Origin of the sequence: Vibrio algivorus (assembly GCF_030161215.1) — a bacterium.
GTDB classification, from domain to species: domain Bacteria; phylum Pseudomonadota; class Gammaproteobacteria; order Enterobacterales; family Vibrionaceae; genus Vibrio; species Vibrio algivorus.
On the sequence record NZ_BSPV01000009.1, the window covers coordinates 554,901 to 574,846 of the forward strand.

Below are 19,946 nucleotides of genomic sequence, written 5' to 3' on the forward strand. Positions count from 1 at the left end.
TCCTTGTTTTAGTTTTTGTTGAATATTGTGCAATACCGTTTCAACGGGGGGGGTTATATCTATGAATATCGCTTCATTAGGCATAGGTTCAACGAGAGTATCGAACTGACTTTCTAACATCGATTTTCCATTAAACCAATGGTTGTCCCTTTTTTGATGACGTTGCCAAATCGTGTCAAATTCACCTTGTAAGTAAATAAAGGTAAGGTCTTCATTGTTAATACGCAGAATATCTCTGTATTCCGGTTTTAATGCGGAACAAGCAATCACAGCCGACTCATTATCGATGAGTAGTTGATTCAGTGTATGTAACCAATCAACACGATCTTCATCCGTTAATGGGATCCCTTGGCGCATTTTATCGACATTACTTTGTGGGTGAAAATCATCACCGTCGAAAAAAGAGTAATTTAAGCTTTGTGCAAGTAAGTGACCAATATGGCTTTTCCCACAACCGGAAACGCCCATCACTACTATCTTTTTATTGTTCATAATACTGCCTTAGCTAGGCCCTAGAACACTAAGGCCAGCATGATAATTGTGATTGATTTATTACTGCCACCATAGGGCGAGTTGAGGGAAGATAATGACCAATGCCAAAGCCACAATTTGCAAGCCAATAAAAGGCAGCAATGATGAGAATATTTCACCTAGGCTAATGTCTTTTGGTGCCACCGATTTTAGGTAAAATGCAGCAGGTCCGAATGGTGGTGATAGGAAAGAAACTTGCATATTCATACAGAACACCACACCAAACCAAATAGGATCAAAACCAAGGTTGATGATAATTGGCACAAAGATTGGCATAGTAAGTAAGGCAACACCAACCCAGTCTAAGAACATGCCTAAAACCAGTAAGATCACCATCATGATAAGTAGTGTTCCCATGGCGTGACCACCACTTAAAGCGAGAATGGTTTGTTCGACAAAGTCGATGCCACCCATTAGGTTGTAAACACCCACCAAAGCGGTTGCGCCAATACCAATCCAAATAATCATGCCGCAGGTGCGCATGGTTGCGATGGCGCTTTCTTTAAGCATGTTCCAGTTCATTTCTCGACGAATAATCGCGCTCACCATTATGCCGACTACACCTAAAGCCGATGCTTCGGTAACTGAGGCAATGCCGGTGTAAATACTCCCCAGCACAACAGCAACTGATAAAATAGGGAAAAACAGTGCTTTAAAATAACTTGGGCGATTTAACGCATCTTCTGCCAACTCTTCTTTGGTAGGCAGCGGCGCTAGACTTGGATTTAAAAAGCTGCGAATTAGCACATAAGCGATGTATAACAACGCAAGAATTAGAGCTGGAACAAAAGAAGCTTTGAATAAATCGCCAATGGAAACACTGGCGGTAAGGCCATAAATGATCAACACAATACTTGGCGGCAACATAGTACCTAACGCACCGCCTGCACAAGTCGTACCAATCGCCAGTTTTCGGTCATAACCCAAGCGAAGCATTTGTGGTAACGCAAGAATACCAAGTAATACGGTTTCACCACCAATCACGCCAGACATTGAAGCAAGTAGCACTGCAACTAGTAACGTTTGCACGGCAACACCACCTCGAACATTACGTCCAACCGATTTCATTGCATCAAATAAATCACGCGCAATACCAGAACGATCAAGTAGGGCTGCCATTAAAACAAACATAGGTACCGCGAGGAATATATAGCCATCAACAAAGCTAAACATACGACTAGAGATAAGGGGCAGCGCATCGACACCAAACCAACCTAAAGTGAAGAATAAGGCAACAAAGCCTGTGACAAAAGCCAGCTGCATACCGGTTAGTAATAAACCGATCATCATCACCAACATGAGTAGGCTGGCGTAACCAATTCCAATAGCAGACAAATCAAACATCTTTACCGCTCCTTAATGCTTTGATTTCATGAATTATATGAAGAATAAATTGCAGCGATAAAATGCAAAAAATAACGAAAATCAGTGCCTTTAATAACGCTGGATAAGGCGGATTGAAATAAGAACCTGAGGTCTCAAGGCGAAATTCTCCCCAAGGGGTATACCAAGCGGTTGTTGTCATGATGTAGGAAGCCCATGCCATCATTAAAGAGAAAGCCAGGCCGACAATATGGTGCACCATATTCAATACACGACGCGTTTGGGCTGATACAGCGTCGTAGATCAATACCACTCTTACGTGTTTATCGGTTGCAAATGCATAGATACCGCCGATCACAAATAAGCTGCCGCCAACAAAAGAAGCGGTTTCGTGTACCCAAGTAGTCGGGGCATCAAACACATAGCGCATTAATACTTCATAGAAAGAAATAAACACGGTCAAAATGAAAAGTAGACTAAGCGCATGGCTGACTTTAATTATCCAAGCATCAAGACGATTTTTAGGCGCATCTTCAGCCTCTGGAGGCGTTGGGATATCCTTCATAACACAACCTATTTAAGCAAACGAAAGGGAATAATGAGGACGAAGAGTGTCGCCCTCTGGAGTAACCGTTGAAAACTACAGTAAGCCGTTTTCTTCTAGATATTTGGTCACAGAGTCATAGACTTTTTGAGCATTTGGAGAACGTTCTGCAAATACTTTCCATTGTGTTTTGGCTATTGCGCGGAACTTTTTACGTTCTTCGGCAGACCAGTTATGAATGGTGATATTTGGATCTTGTTCCGCTTTTGCTACCGCAGCCTGGTCGGCAATACGAAGTTCGGTTGTCATATCGTTGGCAAAATCACGTACCGATACAGTCAGGATTTCTTGTAGATCCGGTGTCATTTTATCCCATTTCTTTTGACTAATTGAGACATCAATTAATGGTAGAGAATGGAAGCCCGGTTGAACTGGGTGGGTGGCAATATCATTCATGCCGGCTTTTTGGTTAGTTGAAAATACTGTGTAGTCAGCGGCATCAATCACGCCTTTACTTAAGCCTGTAAAAACTTCAGAACCAGGTAAGTTAACTGGTGTTGCACCCGCAGCGGCGAAAACTTGTTGAACTAAACCTTCCGGTGCGCGAATTTTTAACCCTTTTAAGTCTGCGACACCATCAAGAGGTACTTTGGATACCAGAGACTCAACGCCAGTCGTCGAACCGCCGATGAATTTTACCCCATAAGGCTTATAGAGCTCGGTCATTAGTTCATAACCGCCGCCGTAGTTGATGTATTGTAGTAATTGCCCAGTGTTTGACCAAGCACCGACCATATTACCTATTAGACCAAAAGCAGGATCTTTACCGGAGAAGTATTCCGTTGCCGTTAATTGGCCATCTAAAATACCTTGACGAATAGCATCTAAAGTTTCGGTATTTTTTACAACGCTACCAACAGGAAGTAGAGATATTTTGATGCGGCCATTTGACATGGTTTCAACACTTTTGGCCCATTTTTGTTGGACTTGGAAATTTTTATCGCCCGATGGATCGGAAGATTGAATTTTAAGATTAAAGTCAGCGGCTAAAGCAGAGGTGGAAAATATTCCAGCTAAGGTGACAGTAAGCAAAGTGCGTGTCAGTTTCATTTTATCGTCCTTTTGATTGCACATGTAGAGGCATTACGTATTGGTATATAAGTTCCGATTATAAGAATAATGTTACCGGTAACTTGTAATGAAAATGTTACCGGTAACTATTGGCTTGCGCTATTAACTGGATCACAAAAAACGATCTGCTGAATGATTTAACAAAAAAGAGAGACCAATAACATTAATGTTTATCAGTGGCACTAAGAACATGAATAGGAAACGATGCAATTGAAAGGTGAATTAACTCAGTTCATCCGAAAATATCTTATCGCGGACTTTCCAGAATCGACCGGATTTCCTAGCGATAATAAACAATGGTAAACGGAATCTATGCTGGTGGTTGACCACTTTGGTTGGTGAGCTTTCTTCAAATGGACGGTGCCTATCAGCAAGGTGAGGACGTACGAATTGCTCGGCAAAGTTTTGCTTTTGCTTTTTGGTGGTCAATGACCAGAATTCATGAACTAACGCGTGAGGTTGATCGTCATTACTTTCACTTGAGTAGGTGACTTTAAGTTGCGATTTTCCATCTTGAGTTTTATGGACGTTGAGCTGCATGTCCTTACATTCGAACACGAGTGCGTCTTTGAGGTTTAGTGCATCACGCAACTTTTTATCTGGGTCGACTAGGGTGGCGTCACATTGATGGCATATACGTGCGGCAATGTCGTTATCCGCACCACATTCAGAGCAAAATTTGGCTTTAAAACGATAGTCACAGTGTTCTCGCTCACCTGTCGGTTTGTCTTCTTCGTCTAAGACTTCAAAGTAACCTTGGCAACGGCGGCCAAAATGTTCGATTAACATGCCATTGTTATCGAGTTTACCCCAAAAGCTATTGTTGAAGCCGCAAGCAGGGCAAGGAATTGTGACGGCGTCACTCATTGGGTCGGGTTTGGTTTCGCCGATTTCAGGTTGGTAGAGATCATAATTATTGCCCGCATAGTCCAACACTAAACATTCGGTTTTATTTTCCGCTAAACGCAAGCCACGACCGATGATTTGTTGGTATAAGCTGACGGATTCCGTTGGGCGCAAAATTGCAATAAGGTCAACATGAGGAGCATCAAACCCGGTGGTTAATACTGACACGTTGACTAAAAATTTAATCTGCTTAGCTTTGAACTGATTAATGATCCGATCACGCTCTTTTTGATGAGTATCACCAATCACTAACGCTGATTCTACTGGTGGTAGTAAGCTGAGGATTTCTTGCGCATGCCGAACCGTCGCAGCAAAAATCATAATGCCTTGCTTGTCTTTTGCCAGTTCAATAATTTGTTCAATGATTTGTGGTGTCGCGCGTTTAGATTGTTCTATTACTAAATCCAGATCCGCTTCTTTGTAGCGTCCAGCCAATGCAGGTTTTAGATGAGAGAAGTCGTAGCTCAATACAGGGGCATCAATCATTCTAGCTGGAGTTAAGAAACCTTCATCCAATAAATACTGAATCGGTAATTCAAAAATACAATCGCGGAAAAAACGTGGTTCTTGTGACTTAACTTGGCCAGTTTTCCCACGAACTTGATATTGATAGATCCACCCCATACCAAGGCGGTAAGGGGTCGCGGTGAGCCCAAGTACTTTAATGCCAGGGTTGATTGATTGTAAGTGTGAAATCACCTTGCGGTAACTACTTTTCGGGTTGTCAGGTACACGATGACATTCATCAATGACTAATAATGAAAACTGGTTGGCAAAAGCATCAAGGTTACGTACTACCGATTGTACGGAAGCAAATACGACTTGTTCGTCCGATTCTTTCCTACCTAAACCCGCTGAGAAAATGCCACCTTTAAGCGGGCGATCTTCTGTAGAGTAACTTTCGTATTTAGCATGATTCTGTTCAACGAGTTCCTTGACGTGCGTTAGCATCAGAACACGTCCTTTAGCAAGACGAGCGAGCTCAGCAATTACTAAGCTTTTTCCTGCGCCTGTCGGCAGTACAATGACGGCAGGATCGCTATTATTACGAAAGTAATGAATAACGGCTTTTACAGAGTCAGCTTGGTAAGGGCGAAGTTTGAACATGATAAATAAACGGATGATAAATAAAGGTGAGAGAATAATCGGCTTGAGTGGGAAATGCTAGTTACGTTTTTCGAATTTCGGGCACTTCGTTTCTCGTGGCTCGGCTTTGTTGTAATTGATTCGAAAATAGAAAACCCACCGCGATGGGTGGGTTTTTGATAGAGCGTTTAAGTCAAACTTAGAATGTGTAGTTTAACTGTACAGAACCGATGTAAGCTGGGCCTGATGAATTGAAGTTATTTGTAGTTGCTGGATTTCCCTGAACTAATTCTTCAGAAAAATTACCTGACTTGCCATCAATATAAGCAAAACCAGCATCAAGAGATAAATCTTCAGTCCATAAGTAAGTCATACCGGCTGTGTACCAATAACGGTCAGTATCTGGGATACTTAACGTTGCTTTACCAGCTTGTTCATCATAAGCAAAACCTGCACGCAGAATTAAGCTATCTGTTGGTTGATAAGTCGTACCAATTGACCAACGTTGGTTGTCTGAATAATCTTCTTTTTTGTTAAAACATGTCCCTGATGTAACAATGCAAGCATCACCTGTTGCTGTTAATTCAGAGAATTTACTATAGTTCGTCCACTGCCAGCTATAGTGAACAGCCCATTGATTATTTAGTTGGTGGAAACCTGATAGGATCACGATATCAGGAAGCTCAATATCTAAATCTGCATCATTTGTTGACCCTGGCTGCCCTGTTAATGCTCCCGTCCCATCAGTAAAATCACCATCTTCAAATTTTAGTTTTACAGCTGATTTATAAGAAGCAGAGAAGCGGTTGTTCTCGTTGATTTCATATAAGGCACCCACGTTCCAACCATAACCAAAGGTATCACCTTCCATTTTAATTAAAGTACTTGAAGGTGTTGTTCCAGGAATAGATGGGGCAAGAGCGCCAACAGTTCGCTTTAGCTCAGCTTTTGCATAGACCAGATCAAAGCCTGCACCAATACTAAATTGATCATTGATACGGTAAGCAATATTCGGGTTAAATTTAAAAGTAGTTAAGGAAGTGTGACCAGATGCTGCACCAGCTAAAAAATCAGAAGGATAATCTGTTGATACGCCGTAATCGGTGTACATACCAATACCCCAAGCCCACTTATCATTGATAGGATTCACATAATATAGAGCAGGTACAAAATGAGATGGAGCAACATCATCAGCGGAGTCACCTAAAGTGTTATTTTTCACATCAATTTCAGGTTCTATCCAAGACGCAGCACCAGAAAATTGTTTTTTATCAAATAACATCATTGATGCGGCGTTTGCTGACATTTCACTTGCGTTGTCACCGACGGCACCAGCACCAGAAAATGCACGGCCTAGGCCAGAGGCAGAGTGTTCGACTACTTGGAAACCAGCAGCATGAACTTGAGAGGCAAGAGCAATCGAAATTGCTAATAACGAATATTGTGTTTTTTTCATTGTCATCCCTTACACATTAATTATTTTATTGTGTCGCATCGATTTGGTCCGATGTGTTGTTAATAGTTTTATTACTTAATGTGATAATTTGGTATTTAAATTTGCAAAAAATGCTACAAGGTTAATAATTTTGCAATTTATCTTATTTCTTTCGATAAATCAGGTATGACCAGTGTAACTGATTGATAATTTCATAGTTTCTTTGCTGTTTATTTTTTAAGCGAATAATGGTAGGGATGGTGCCTAATACTAAGGTCTAACTATGAGTTAACTTTTTGATTTCATTTTAGACTAAGGTCTAGGGTCTTAATTTGTCGCATGAATAATGTTTTGTTATTTTATGGGGATAATTGCCCTTAAAAGCAGTATTAAGTTAATTGTGACAAAATGATACAAAACTATTTAAGTAAGGCAGTAAGTCGATAAGAAATAATATACTCAATACATGTTGATTGTTATTTGAGCAGATCGAGGCTGGTTTTCAAAGAATCTTCTTTATATTTTCACATGATCTTTAAATTTCATATTTTCCTTTAATTTGGTAATGAATCAATTTTGTGAAATAGCTCAACTAATGGAGCAAATGTCTCTATAATGTCGTTGGAGTTGGGGATAGTGAATCTTTTACTGTAAGAATCCTCACGAAAGACTAACCACCCTGGTATTTATAGCAACATTATGCGCTGACTCGTTAAACAAGCGGTAGTCAGACTAGAGGTATTCATGCGTTTAGATAAGTTTTTATGTGAAACATTAGGGGTAACCCGTCGAGAAGCGACCATTTTATTGCGTCGTGGTGAAGTAACGGTAGATGGGAACACGGTTAAAGTTGCATCAGTTAAGGTGGGGGAAGAATCTCATGTTGAATGGCAAGAGCGCCATTTGCCTATGCCGGGACCTCGTTACTTTATGCTGTTTAAACCGGATGGCTTTGTTTGTTCACATGAAGATAGTAATAATCCGACGGCGTTTACTTTATTAGATGAAGTGAATATGGATAAGCTTCATTTTGCAGGTCGCCTTGATGTTGACACAACAGGTTTGGTGTTAATTACTGATGATGGTCAATGGTCGCATCGCATCACTTCGCCAAAACACAAGTGTGAGAAAACTTATCGAGTATGGTTAGAAGATGCGATTGGTGATGATTACGAACAACAGCTGCAAGATGGTATTCAACTAAGAAATGAAAAAGGACTAACACTCCCTGCAAAAATGGAAGTCGTGGATTTTTCTCAAAATGAATTATTGTTGACGATCTCGGAAGGCAAGTATCATCAAGTAAAACGTATGTTTGCCGCTCTAGGTAACAAAGTCGAACAATTACACCGTGAATCCATTGGTACGATTGTTTTGGATGAGTCGCTTGAACCTGGTGAATACCGTCCATTAACAGCTGAAGAAGTCGCTTCAATTTAAAAACATCACGTTATACTCAAGTGAATTCTGCATCTTGAAGTTACTTGGGTATAAACCCTTCGTACTTGAAGCCGCAGCTTTGTTGACGTCGTTCATTCGTCCCAAACATTTAGACAAGCGAAACTCATGAGGCCTCATTCACTTGTCGCCTCACTGCAACTTTAATTACTTTGGGTATACCTATTTCTCAAGCCGCGGGTATCAACTTGTGGTCTGTTTATTTTTCCTCTCAAAGGACATGCTATGCCGCAATCTTCTTTACCTAAAAGCAGTTTTGTTTTATTCCTAATTTTAGGTTCGATTGGTTTATTAACCCCATTCGCTATTGATATGTACTTGCCTGCAATGCCTACTATTGCTAATGATCTTATGGTGAATCATGGCATGGTGCAGGGGACATTAACGGCTTATACCGCGGGCTTTGCTTTAGGGCAGCTATTACATGGCCCTTTAGCGGACAGTTACGGTCGTCGTCCAATTTTAATGGGAGGAATTGTGTTCTTTGCAATTGCTTCGATTATTTGTGCGACTACGACAAGTATTGAAGCTTTATTATATACTCGGTTTGCGCAAGGTTTTGCTGGTGCAGCAGCTGCTGTGATCGTGCAAGCGGTGGTTCGTGATATGTTCGACAAAGAAGAGTTTGCTCGAGCTATGTCTTTTATTACTTTGGTTATCACCATTTCACCTTTGTTGGCTCCCATGATCGGTGGTCACCTAGCGGTTTGGTTTGGTTGGCGTTCAATTTTTACAGTACTTGCTGGGGTTTCTTTCTTTGTTCTATTAGCGGTACTGTTTAAAATTCCTGAAACATTAGCACCAGAAAATAAACAACCTCTACGCTTTAAAACCACTATGCGTAATTACTTTCAATTGATTACAAACCCTGTGGTCTTCGGTCTTATTTTTTGTGGTGCATTTTCGTTTGCTGGGATGTTTGCTTTTATTACCGCAGGCTCATTTGTCTATATCGATATCTATGGCGTAGCACCAGAATACTTTGGTTATTTGTTTGCGCTAAATGTTGTTGGTATGGTAGCAATGACTAGCTTTAATGGCCGTGTGGTTCGTAAAATGGGCTCGCATTGGATGCTGCGTTTTGGCCTTTGGTGCCAAACTTTTGCCGGTGTTGCGCTGTTGGTGAGTTGGCTATTAGACTTCGGTTTATGGGCGATTGTGCCTTGCGTGATTTTGTTCGTTGGTACCATTTCGATTATTGGTAGTAACTCGATGGGGTTACTGCTAAGCAGTTATCCTCAAATGGCGGGCACCGCTTCTTCACTTGCCGGTACACTACGATTTGGTACCGGCGCTGCTATTAGTGCATTGATTGCTTTCTTACCAAGTGGTTATGTATGGCCTATGGTGATAGCAATGTTCTTATGCGCGGTACTATCGGCAAGTTGTTATTGGTTATTGAGTCGAAATGCTTAAATGAATACAAATTTTGAATTAGAGAAAAGTATGCAATATTCACAAGAGATCCAACGAGTGGTGACCAGTGCTTTATTAGAATTAAAGCAGCAACATCAAAGCGGTAAACTGGCTAATACGCCGATTACTAATACCCACTTTTTGGCTCGTTGGGTAACGAAAAGCATAAAGAGTCAAGAGTTTGATAGCTGCGTGAAAGATGATTTGATTCGTTGGCAAAAACTGAGTCGTAGTAAAGGGGCTGGTAGTGAGCTTCTCGCAACGTTTGAACGTATTGAAAGATTATACCAACACTTTTTACCTGCGGACTCTGAGCCAAAAGCGATAAAAGATTCGGATATTGAAGCTTTTATGGACCACATGGAAGCGAAAGGGTGGGAAGTGGTTAATGAATTCGAGTTAACCGAAAAAACGCAAATTTTTGCAGATCAACCGAACTCATTTGTTTTATGTGCTAAGCAATGCGATGACTGCTTTGAAGGTGAGTTATTAACTAAACCGATGAGTTTTTATGTGAGAGGAAATCACGCAGCTTTTGTTACAGAGGCAACAGAGCAAGGTTTCTTACTGCATAAGCAAACCGATTATAAATCAATTGTGAAGTATCATGGTGAATACCTTGTTTACCCATATAATATTGGTCCTAAGTTAGCGGAAATCTCAATGAATTATTGATGTTTTTATTATTAATCTCAATTGGTTACATAGAGTTTATGGCTTTATTGAGTTTGTGTTTGATATTTGCTGTGTTGGTGTTACGTACCGTGGTAACTCAAGCCATATAGGGTAAAGATCTTCCTACAGCAAGCTAATTAGTGTAAATTTCCTTTCTTATTATTGGTCGCAGGTGCAAGTTTAATGCTTTATCTTAAAAATCTTTGTAAAGGCTATATTGATGGGGGTGTATTTAATCCCGTTTTACAAGGTGCTGAGTTAACATTAGACCGTGGAGCCCAACTTGCTTTAATGGGAGAAAGCGGCTCAGGAAAAAGTACATTATTGAATATTATTGCTGGATTAGACTCTTGTGATTCAGGAGAAGTCATTTGTTCTGAATTTCCGATGCACGATGCTCCTGATAGACAAAAAAATGCCTTTCGTCGTAATAATATTGGACTTATTTTTCAGCAGTTTAACTTACTAACAACGCTAAATATTGCCGATAACATCCGCTTTTGCCGCCAATTAAAAGGTTTACCTGAAAATCCACATCTCTGGCGTCAAATATTATCCTCACTTGATTTAATGCCATTACTTGGCCGTTACCCTGAAGAAGTATCTGGTGGGCAACAACAGCGTGCTGCGATTGCTCGTGCATTGTATATGGAGCCATCAATCCTATTAGCGGATGAGCCAACAGGTAGTCTAGATGAGAAAAATGCCGAAGCAGTGATGCGTTTATTGACGAGTCTGTCGAGTAAGATGAATTGCACCTTATTATTGGTGACACACAGTGAAAGGGTAGCGGCTCATCTTGATGGTTGTGTTCGATTGCAAGGAGGCGTGCTGAATGTTGTGGCCCGTAGCTAAAGCACTACTTGGCCATTATCGTCGCCACCCATTTCAAATCCTTTTGGTATGGCTAGGTTTAACACTAGGCATATCTTTGTTCGTCGGTGTTTTAGCGGTTAACTACCATGCCAAGCAGAGCTATGCTAATGGTGAAAAGCTATTTTCAAACCCTCTTCCATATCGAATCCAGCCGAAACTGACAGGTAATAAGATCCCTCAAGGCTTTTATATTCAACTAAGACGCAATGGTTTTCACCAATGTGCACCTTTTGATACTTATCGAGTTGTTACTGAAGATGGCATGCAACTCAATATTGTAGGTTTTGATCCGGTGATAATGTTGTCATTTCAGCAAAATCAAAAGTTCGGTTCTTCCGATATGCTTGAATTGATGCGCCCTCCATATCCTATTTTGATCAGCTCTCAATTATCGAATTACTTAGATGTGGTTGATAATGATTTTATTACTTTAAAATCAGGTGAAAAAATTGGGCCAATAAAAGTGGATACCCAGGGGAGGATTTCGGGCTCAAGACTAGTGGCTGACATGTCATTACTTCGAAAGCTTAATCGTAGTTCAGGCTTTGATATGATTGCTTGTGCCGCGATGTCACCGGCTAAGTTGGAAAAATTACGTGATTATTTGCCTGATGGTATTTCTTTACACCGTAATACTCGCGTTGAATTAGGCTCTCTTACCAAAGCTTTTCATATGAATTTGACCGCAATGGGGATGCTGTCTTTCCTTGTCGGCTTGTTTATTTTCTATCAAGCAATGTCACTTTCTTTTATCCAACGTCAGCCTCTAGTCGGTATTTTGCGCTTAACTGGTGTATCTGGGTGGCAGTTAACCAAAGCATTGTTGTTAGAAATAATGGCTTGGATTTTAATTAGTTGGTTGAGTGGCACTATGCTTGGATTAGCTTTGGCGAATCGACTGATGCCTTCGGTTTCAGCAAGTTTGAGTGATTTATATAATGCTGATGTTGGTCTATCAATTAAGTGGGATTGGGAGTGGATTCAATATAGCTTATTGATGTCTATCTTTGGCTGTTTATTGTCTTGTTTCTGGCCGCTTGTTCGATTGGTTCGCACTCAACCTATTCGGCTCGCTTCTCGTTTATCATTAATGCGTTTTGCTGGCCGTGAGTTTAGCTTACAAGCTTTTGTTGCCTGTATATGTACAGTGGCGGCGGTGGCCTTGTATCAATCACCGAGTAATCAAAAGGAAGGTTTCACTCTTATTGCTTTACTGTTAGTGAGTGTTGGCTTGGTAATGCCGTATTGTCTATGGAAGTTATTTACCAGTTTTTCTTACACTATGCCGTGGGTCAAAGTTCGTTGGTTCTTTGCTGATATGGCTGCCAGTATGAGCTATCGTGGAGTTGCAGCAATGGCATTTATGTTGGCGCTAGCAACCAATATTGGTGTGGTAACTATGGTCAATAGTTTTAAGGAAACTACAGATAAATGGTTGGTCCAAAGGTTATCTGCCGACTTGTATATTACTCCGACAATATCCTCTGCCGCGCGGATTAGCCATTGGCTTGAAACGCAACCCGAAGTAAAAAGTGTTTGGTGGCGATGGGAGAAATCACTTCAAGCTAATACGGAAACTATTCAGGTTGTAAGTTCAGGTGAGACGGAAGGTGAGCGTAAATCGTTAACCGTGAAATTGGCTGTACCACAATTTTGGCATCATTTACATCATGATCGAGGTGTTATGGTTAGTGAGTCGATGTCACTCAAACATAAAATTCACCCTGGCGATATTATCAGTCTACCTGAACCCTTAGGGGGGAATTGGCCTGTTTTAGGGGTTTATTATGATTACGGAAATCCATATAACCAGGTAATTATATCAGAAAGTAAATGGTCAGATACCTTCCAAGGTGAAGGCGATGTGGCTTTAGGGGTAGTATTAAATGATCAAGCGGCCCCAAGTGATTTAATACAGCGTATGGAAAAAACGTATAGTTTGTCTCCGGAAAGAATATATAACAATAACGCTATGCATACTAAGGCGATGATTGCGTTTGACCAAACTTTTAAGGTTGCGGAGACTTTAGGGAAAATTACGTTGTTCATTGCGGTATTTGGCTTATTTGTTTCGACCGTTGCTGGAGAAGTGTCAAGACAAAAGCAGGTTGCTTTACTACGTTGTTTAGGTGTGTCTGGTAGGGAGTTAGTTATTTTAGGAGCGTTGCAGTTGCTTGCGATAGGACTATTTACAGCTTTCATTTCTTTACCACTTGGTATCTTAGTAGCGCAGTTAATGGCAGATGTTGTTCTTAAGAATGCTTTTGGTTGGACTATGCAAATAACCTTGCTGCCTGAACAATATATTTCTACTTTTATTTGGTCACTCTCGAGTTTGTTTATTGCCGGGGCGTGGCCGGTTTGGCACATGGTCAAATCGACACCAATGAAATTGTTGAGGGACTCATTATAATGAAGACCAAACGATACCAATGGATGTTTAAAGTCGCTGTAATGACGCTTGCTTTCTTACTGCTGTTTGGCTTGTTAGCCCCTAATTTCGTCAAAGAGTTAGTGGCTAAAGAAATTGACCACCTTCATATTCAAGTGGAATCCAAAGAAGGTAATCAAGCAGTATATGATCCTGTTTTACCAGATTACACCATTAAATACGGTAAAGATTTTGCAGAGCATGGTGGCTTTCATAATGAGGTTTGGCACTACAGAGCCAACTTAAAAGGTGATGATGGTCTAGACTATGGCGTGCAGTGGACAGTTTATCGTGTTGCGAATGGTGATCATCAAGGCGTTGGTTGGGAAAATGCACAAATCTATACTGCGCAAGTCGTTGTTTCGACTTCCAAGCATTCATGGTCACAGCAGCGTATTGCTCGTGGAGGCATTGGGCAAGCTGGTGTAATGATGTATCCATTTAGGCTATGGATCGATGATTGGAGTTGGGTTTCAAATAATAACTTTGCTATTGCAAGCCAGTTGAATGTTAAAACGGACGATTTCCAAGTCACACTACAAAATGCAGCTTATGGACCTTTTGTTTTAAATGGTGATAAGGGTTATGAAAAGACGCATGATCTGATGTCTACTGCGTCTTATTCGTTCAGTGCTCCTTTTATTAAGGCGAAAGGGAGTTTGATTCTGAATGGTAAAGCAGTAAAAGTTTCAGGTATTGCTTGGTTAGATAAAGAGTGGGGTAACCATCTTGTTGCTAACCGTTCGCTACGTTGGGATACCTTTAATCTTCACTTGTCTGATGGTCGAGTTTTGTCCTTGACCCAATATCACAATCCACAAAATATTCGCTACATTTCAGGCTCTCTATCAAGTAAGAATGGCTCGACCATTAAGATTAAAGATAGTGAAGTGAGAATTTATCCAATTGAAAAGCAACAATTACTAAATGGAAGACTCTTACCTTTACGTTGGGTCATTGAGCTACCAAACTATCAAATAAGTTTAATTACTCAGTCTCTAAATAAAGAGTTATGGTTACCATTTTGGATTCCATCATGGGAAGGTCCTATCGAGGTGACAGGAAGCCATAAAGGTGTTGGCTTTATGCAATTGACGGGTTATTAGGAGTATCTACATTTATTATTTGTATGATTTTTAGTGTATTTACTGTGAGCTATTCATATTGTTGACTTTGTTGTATATATGAAAGACTTTTTGAAATTTTATTAATTCGGAAAATCCGAGTATTAGTATCTAAACAATCGATTTTTATAGTTTTAATTATCCATATACTATCGATGCATGTTTTGTCAGATGACTTACGCTAGACTAAGGAAAAGGTTTTATGCGCGATAAAGTAGTTAATTTTTTTAAGATGGAATCAGCAAGTGGCATCATTCTCGTGATTGCAGCTGTTATTGCAATGCTGATAGCCAACTCATCATACGGTTCTCTATACCAAGATACCCTTCATACATATATTTTGGGAATGTCAGCATCTCATTGGATCAATGATGGTTTAATGGCGGTGTTCTTCTTACTTATTGGTTTGGAAGTAAAACGCGAATTATTAGTTGGGGCATTACGTTCTAAAGAAACGGCGATGTTCCCCGCGATTGCTGCTATTGGCGGTATGCTAGCTCCGGCCTTAATTTACCTTGCATTTAACTATAGCGACCCTGTTGCAGCTAGTGGATGGGCGATTCCTGCGGCAACAGATATTGCTTTTGCACTCGGTATCATGGCGTTGTTAGGTCCACGTGTTCCTGTGAGCTTAAAAGTATTCTTATTAGCTTTAGCGATCATTGATGATTTAGGTGTAGTCGTGATAATCGCGTTATTCTACTCGAGTGACCTATCAAGTCTTGCTTTACTGGTTGGCTTCATTGCGACCGCTGTTTTGTTCTACATGAATATGAAAAATGTTACCAAAACACGTTGGTACTTGATTGTCGGTTTCATCTTGTGGGTGAGCGTTTTGAAGTCAGGTGTCCACGCAACACTTGCAGGGGTACTGATCGGCTTTGCTATTCCGTTGAAAGGTGAAGAAGGTGGCAAGTCTCCACTGAAATCACTAGAGCATGCATTGCACCCTTATGTGAACTTCCTTATTTTGCCTCTCTTTGCTTTTGCAAATGCAGGTATTTCTCTAGCAGGTGTGTCTCTAGCAGGCTTGTCATCAACTGTACCGATGGGTATCGCGCTAGGTCTATTAGTTGGTAAACCTCTAGGTGTATTCACCTTTAGCTGGATATCGGTAAAAGCTGGTTTAGCTCAATTACCGGCAGGGATTAACTTTAAGCAGATCTTTGCGGTTTCAGTACTGTGTGGTATCGGTTTCACTATGTCGATCTTTATTTCGTCACTGGCCTTTACTAATGTAGCTGCAGATTTTGATACTTACTCACGTCTTGGTATCTTAATCGGCTCAACTACCGCAGCCATTTTGGGTTACGTGCTATTGCATTGCTTCCTTCCTAAACAAGCTGCTGAGCAAGTGGTTACGGAAAAATAAATGAGTCAATGATAAAGAGGCCACTTCAAGGAGTGGCCTTTTTTACGTCTTAACAAAAATAAGAAGTGACTTCGATGCAGGCAAAAAAAAGCCCAAATCAATTTGAAATGGGCTAAAAACAATATAGGAGTTGTATATGAAAAAATTGCAGTTAGGTGTAAAAAACTGATGGATGAACAAACTAAGGCATGTTTCCAGCTTATTTCCACTTGCTACGTAATATAGGACTGGGTTAATTGCATTCGGTTCAATCTTTTTTCAAAAAAAATCGAGATTAGTTGTAACACATTGAATTTATTATACCCAAGTAACTTCAAGGTGTTTACATTCTGCATAAATCTACCGTGCCTAAAGGTTTGGGGGATAGCTATAAATTCTCCACTTTGAAGCTACTTGGGTATACATTTTAAATTTTCTAATGAACTATGTTTCGCATTTGTGATCTTTGCCGCTTGTTCAGTTGATCTATCCTGATAATATTCAAACAGGTGTTTAATACGAGTGATTGAAATGACGGCAAAGAATAAGACAAAAGCAAAAATCATGGATGTAGCGGAAGCATTGTTTGCTGAGCACGGCTTTAATGATACGTCATTACGTACGATCACCACCAAAGCTAATGTCAATCTAGCATCGGTAAACTACCATTTTGGAGATAAAAAAACTTTGGTTAGAGCGGTACTTAACCGTTACTTAGAAGCATTTATGCCCGAGTTAGAGAAAAGTCTAACAGAGCTAAATCAATGTGATGATTATACGATGACGGATGTGTTTAATACTTTAACGCACCCAGTATTATCTCTAGATAATCTTCGTCCAAATGGCGCAAGTCGCTTCATGTTGCTGATTGGTCGCGGTTATACCGATGTACAAGGACACCTGCGTTGGTTCATTACTACTCAATATAGCAGTGTACTTAACTTATTTACTGATTCGGTAAAAAAAGCCAACCCGGCGTTAGATGCTGAAACTTTATTTTGGCGACTACACTTCACTCTAGGTACTTGTGTTTTCACCATGTCATCAAGCAAAGCACTTGCGGAAATTGCTTATAACTCCTATGGAAAAAAAGTCGATTCCGATGTGTTTATTCAACAATTAATCCCATTTTTAGCGGCAGGGGTTGCCGCTCAGCCTAGATTTCAAGAATAGACATTGAAGAAGAACTTTTAAGTTTGGACTCGAACATAACAAAAACAACTAAACTAATAACGTGGATAAAAGGAATAGATTATGAGCTCGCTAAGACAAAAATGGATCAGTGACCCAGCGTTTAAATGGTTTAAACAAGTATTACCACCGTTGTCTAATACAGAAAGAGAAGCGATGGAAGCGGGTAGTGTCTGGTGGGATGGGCAGCTTTTCTCTGGTACGCCAGATTGGCAAACTCTGCATAACTACCCTAAGCCAACCTTGACAGAAGAAGAGCAATCTTTCATTGATAATCAAGTTGAAACATTACTTGCGATGCTTGATGACTATAAAGTTGTGCAAGAAGAACGTGATCTTCCAAAAGAAGTGTGGGACTACATCCGCAAAGAGAAGTTCTTTGCACTGATCATAGATAAAGCCTATGGCGGCTTGAATTTCTCCGCTCATGCAAACTCAACGATTGTGACCAAAATTGCCACTCGCAGTATTAGTGCCGCTGTAACCGTAATGGTTCCTAACTCTTTAGGCCCGGGTGAACTGTTATCGCATTATGGTACTCAAGAACAAAAAGACTACTGGCTACCACGTTTATCTGACGGTACCGATATTCCATGTTTTGCTTTAACTGGCCCAGAAGCTGGCTCGGATGCTGGCGGCATTCCAGATAAAGGTGTGGTGTGTAAAGGCATGCATAATGGGGAAGAAGTTTTAGGTGTTCGCCTTAGCTGGAATAAACGTTATATCACACTTGCGCCCGTGGCCACTGTCCTTGGTCTAGCATTTAAACTTGACGATCCAGATCACCTACTTGGCGATAAAGAAAATCTTGGTGTTACTTGTGCGTTGATTCCTGCCGATCATGAAGGCGTTGAAATTGGTGAGCGTCACGATCCGCTAGGGTTAGCCTTTATGAATGGTCCAACTCGCGGTGAAGATATCTTCATTCCTATGGACTGGCTAATTGGCGGTGCAGATTATGCAGGTAAAGGCTGGCGTATGCTGGTGGAATGTTTGTCAGCGGGGCGTGGTATTTCTCTACCGGCACTTGGTACTGCGATTGGTCACCTTACTAGCCGTACAACCGGTGCTTATGGTTATGTACGTAAGCAATTTGGTATGTCGATCGGTAAGTTTGAAGGGGTGGCGGATGCCATGGCGCGTATCGGTGGTATGACGTATATGCTAGAAGCGGCGCGTACTTTAACCACAACTTCATTGGATATGGGTGAAAAACCGGGGATTGTTACCGCGATTGCCAAATATCACATGACGGAAATGGCGCGTACCATCTTAAATGATTCAATGGATATTCATTCTGGCCGAGCGATTCAAACTGGCCCAATGAACTACTTAGCGCATCATTACTATGGTGTACCGGTTGCGATCACCGTAGAAGGGGCGAACATCTTAACTCGTAACCTTATGATTTTCGGACAAGGTGCAACTCGTTGTCATCCATTTGTACTACCTGAAATGGAAGCGGCGGCAAATCCAGATGAAAAAGCCGGTGCAAAAGCGTTTGATGAATTGTTATTCAAACACATGGGCTATGCAATTAAAAATAGCCTAGGGGCGTTTAGCATGGCGTTAACGGGCTCTCGCTTTGCTAAATCTCATACCTCTGGTGCGACGAAGCAATATTACCGCGACATGACTCGTTTAAGTAAAGCATTAGCGGTAACGACAGACTTTGCTATGTTAACTCTAGGCGGTGAACTAAAACGTAAAGAGATGCTATCGGCGCGTCTTGGTGATGCATTGAGCTACTTATACTTGAGTTCAGCAGTGTTAAAGCGCTATGAAGATGAAGGCCGTCAGCAGGACGATCTAGATTACGTTCATTACGCAATGAATCATTGTTTAAGTCAGGCTGCTAATGCTTTAGAAGAGGCGTACCGTAATATTCCTAGCCGTATTGCAGGTAATCTTCTTAAACTGTTGGTTTTCCCATTAGGCAATCGCTTTAAAGCACCGTCAGATAAGCAAAAAACTAAAGTGGCAGAAAGTTTAATGACTCCGGGAGCACATCGCGAACGTTTAACGCACCTTTGTTATATCGGTGACGATGAAAATGATAGCGTTGGGCTTATCGAACGAGCGTTTATTGCTATGTACGGTGTGAAGCATCTAGAGCGTAAAATGATGAAAGCAGTCAAAGATGGTAAGTTAGCAAAATCTGGTTCGTTAAATGAGCGCTTACAAGCGGCGGTTGAGCAACAAATCTTAACTCAAGACGAAGCGGAGCAAGTGATGAAAGCGGACGAAATTCGTTACCGTTCAATTCAAGTTGACCACTTTAGCCATGATTTCAGCGAAATTCGCACCCATGATACAGATAAAAAGGAGAAATCGTCAAAAAAGCTTGATAGCGCGGCTTGATATGAACGCGCGTATATCATACAAAATAGATGATTCTTGAGTATACTTAACGATAACGCCACAGCTACTGTGGCGTTTTTGCTTTGGTGGAGTTATAGCTAAACAGG

The 19,946-nt window shown here is 40.9% G+C and carries 14 protein-coding genes and 1 pseudogene; 9 read left to right on the plus strand and 6 right to left on the minus strand.

Features of this window, described 5'->3' with window-relative positions; translation table 11 throughout:
• Window positions 1–3: 3 nt before the first annotated feature.
• The 6 genes and pseudogenes from QQJ93_RS14850 to QQJ93_RS14875 form a co-directional block, all read right to left on the minus strand.
• A pseudogene (locus tag QQJ93_RS14850) lies at window positions 4–492 on the minus strand (gluconokinase); the annotation flags it as partial.
• A gap of 60 nt (window positions 493–552) precedes the next feature.
• A complete protein-coding gene (locus QQJ93_RS14855; protein WP_089123071.1) occupies window positions 553–1,875 on the minus strand; it encodes a TRAP transporter large permease in 1,323 nt (440 codons plus the stop codon).
• Entirely contained in the window at window positions 1,868–2,419 is a 552-nt protein-coding gene (locus tag QQJ93_RS14860; protein WP_089123070.1) for a TRAP transporter small permease subunit, read from the minus strand. The genes QQJ93_RS14855 and QQJ93_RS14860 overlap by 8 nt, the downstream gene beginning before the upstream one ends.
• A 75-nt stretch (window positions 2,420–2,494) precedes the next feature.
• Complete coding sequence (locus QQJ93_RS14865) at window positions 2,495–3,508, minus strand: TRAP transporter substrate-binding protein (RefSeq protein ID WP_089123069.1); 1,014 nt, start codon at window positions 3,506–3,508, stop codon at window positions 2,495–2,497.
• Window positions 3,509–3,751: 243 nt separating this feature from the next.
• Window positions 3,752–5,542, minus strand: a complete 1,791-nt coding sequence (radD, locus tag QQJ93_RS14870) for a DNA repair helicase RadD (RefSeq protein ID WP_089123068.1) — start codon at window positions 5,540–5,542, stop codon at window positions 3,752–3,754.
• Between the two features lie 178 nt (window positions 5,543–5,720).
• Window positions 5,721–6,977, minus strand: coding sequence for an outer membrane protein transport protein (locus tag QQJ93_RS14875; protein WP_089123067.1), 1,257 nt, complete (start codon window positions 6,975–6,977; stop codon window positions 5,721–5,723).
• 723 nt (window positions 6,978–7,700) lie between these two features.
• On the opposite strand from QQJ93_RS14875, the gene rsuA reads away from it, so the two are divergent.
• The 9 genes from rsuA to QQJ93_RS14920 all read left to right on the plus strand — a co-directional run bounded on the left by rsuA (window position 7,701) and on the right by QQJ93_RS14920 (window position 19,839).
• Window positions 7,701–8,396, plus strand: a complete 696-nt coding sequence (gene rsuA, locus QQJ93_RS14880; protein WP_089123066.1) for a 16S rRNA pseudouridine(516) synthase RsuA — start codon at window positions 7,701–7,703, stop codon at window positions 8,394–8,396.
• Between the two features lie 243 nt (window positions 8,397–8,639).
• Complete coding sequence (locus tag QQJ93_RS14885) at window positions 8,640–9,830, plus strand: Bcr/CflA family multidrug efflux MFS transporter (protein WP_089123065.1); 1,191 nt, start codon at window positions 8,640–8,642, stop codon at window positions 9,828–9,830.
• A 30-nt stretch (window positions 9,831–9,860) separates the two neighbouring features.
• Entirely contained in the window at window positions 9,861–10,505 is a 645-nt protein-coding gene (locus tag QQJ93_RS14890) for a DUF2913 family protein (protein ID WP_089123597.1), read from the plus strand.
• Window positions 10,506–10,688: 183 nt separating this feature from the next.
• A complete protein-coding gene (locus QQJ93_RS14895) occupies window positions 10,689–11,360 on the plus strand; it encodes an ABC transporter ATP-binding protein (RefSeq protein ID WP_089123064.1) in 672 nt (223 codons plus the stop codon).
• Complete coding sequence (locus tag QQJ93_RS14900; RefSeq protein WP_089123063.1) at window positions 11,341–13,794, plus strand: ABC transporter permease; 2,454 nt, start codon at window positions 11,341–11,343, stop codon at window positions 13,792–13,794. The genes QQJ93_RS14895 and QQJ93_RS14900 overlap by 20 nt, the downstream gene beginning before the upstream one ends.
• Entirely contained in the window at window positions 13,794–14,918 is a 1,125-nt protein-coding gene (locus QQJ93_RS14905) for a lipocalin-like domain-containing protein (RefSeq protein WP_089123062.1), read from the plus strand. The genes QQJ93_RS14900 and QQJ93_RS14905 overlap by 1 nt, the downstream gene beginning before the upstream one ends.
• Before the next feature lie 220 nt (window positions 14,919–15,138).
• Window positions 15,139–16,308: a Na+/H+ antiporter NhaA gene (gene nhaA / locus QQJ93_RS14910; RefSeq protein WP_089123061.1), complete on the plus strand. Its 1,170-nt coding sequence runs from the start codon at window positions 15,139–15,141 to the stop codon at window positions 16,306–16,308.
• Between the two features lie 510 nt (window positions 16,309–16,818).
• Entirely contained in the window at window positions 16,819–17,460 is a 642-nt protein-coding gene (gene psrA / locus QQJ93_RS14915; protein WP_089123596.1) for a TetR family transcriptional repressor PsrA, read from the plus strand.
• A gap of 81 nt (window positions 17,461–17,541) precedes the next feature.
• Window positions 17,542–19,839, plus strand: coding sequence for an acyl-CoA dehydrogenase (locus tag QQJ93_RS14920; RefSeq protein WP_089123060.1), 2,298 nt, complete (start codon window positions 17,542–17,544; stop codon window positions 19,837–19,839).
• Window positions 19,840–19,946: the final 107 nt, after the last annotated feature.

Excerpts from the sequence above, each read along its gene's own strand:
- QQJ93_RS14855 (WP_089123071.1), bottom strand. The coding sequence starts at position 1,875 with ATGTTTGATTTGTCTGCTATTGGAATTGGTTACGCCAGCCTACTCATG.
- QQJ93_RS14860 (WP_089123070.1), bottom strand. The coding sequence starts at position 2,419 with ATGAAGGATATCCCAACGCCTCCAGAGGCTGAAGATGCGCCTAAAAAT.
- QQJ93_RS14865 (WP_089123069.1), bottom strand. The coding sequence starts at position 3,508 with ATGAAACTGACACGCACTTTGCTTACTGTCACCTTAGCTGGAATATTT.
- radD (WP_089123068.1), bottom strand. The coding sequence starts at position 5,542 with ATGTTCAAACTTCGCCCTTACCAAGCTGACTCTGTAAAAGCCGTTATT.
- QQJ93_RS14875 (WP_089123067.1), bottom strand. The coding sequence starts at position 6,977 with ATGAAAAAAACACAATATTCGTTATTAGCAATTTCGATTGCTCTTGCC.
- rsuA (WP_089123066.1), top strand. The coding sequence starts at position 7,701 with ATGCGTTTAGATAAGTTTTTATGTGAAACATTAGGGGTAACCCGTCGA.
- QQJ93_RS14885 (WP_089123065.1), top strand. The coding sequence starts at position 8,640 with ATGCCGCAATCTTCTTTACCTAAAAGCAGTTTTGTTTTATTCCTAATT.
- QQJ93_RS14890 (WP_089123597.1), top strand. The coding sequence starts at position 9,861 with ATGCAATATTCACAAGAGATCCAACGAGTGGTGACCAGTGCTTTATTA.
- QQJ93_RS14895 (WP_089123064.1), top strand. The coding sequence starts at position 10,689 with ATGCTTTATCTTAAAAATCTTTGTAAAGGCTATATTGATGGGGGTGTA.
- QQJ93_RS14900 (WP_089123063.1), top strand. The coding sequence starts at position 11,341 with ATGTTGTGGCCCGTAGCTAAAGCACTACTTGGCCATTATCGTCGCCAC.
- QQJ93_RS14905 (WP_089123062.1), top strand. The coding sequence starts at position 13,794 with ATGAAGACCAAACGATACCAATGGATGTTTAAAGTCGCTGTAATGACG.
- nhaA (WP_089123061.1), top strand. The coding sequence starts at position 15,139 with ATGCGCGATAAAGTAGTTAATTTTTTTAAGATGGAATCAGCAAGTGGC.
- psrA (WP_089123596.1), top strand. The coding sequence starts at position 16,819 with ATGACGGCAAAGAATAAGACAAAAGCAAAAATCATGGATGTAGCGGAA.
- QQJ93_RS14920 (WP_089123060.1), top strand. The coding sequence starts at position 17,542 with ATGAGCTCGCTAAGACAAAAATGGATCAGTGACCCAGCGTTTAAATGG.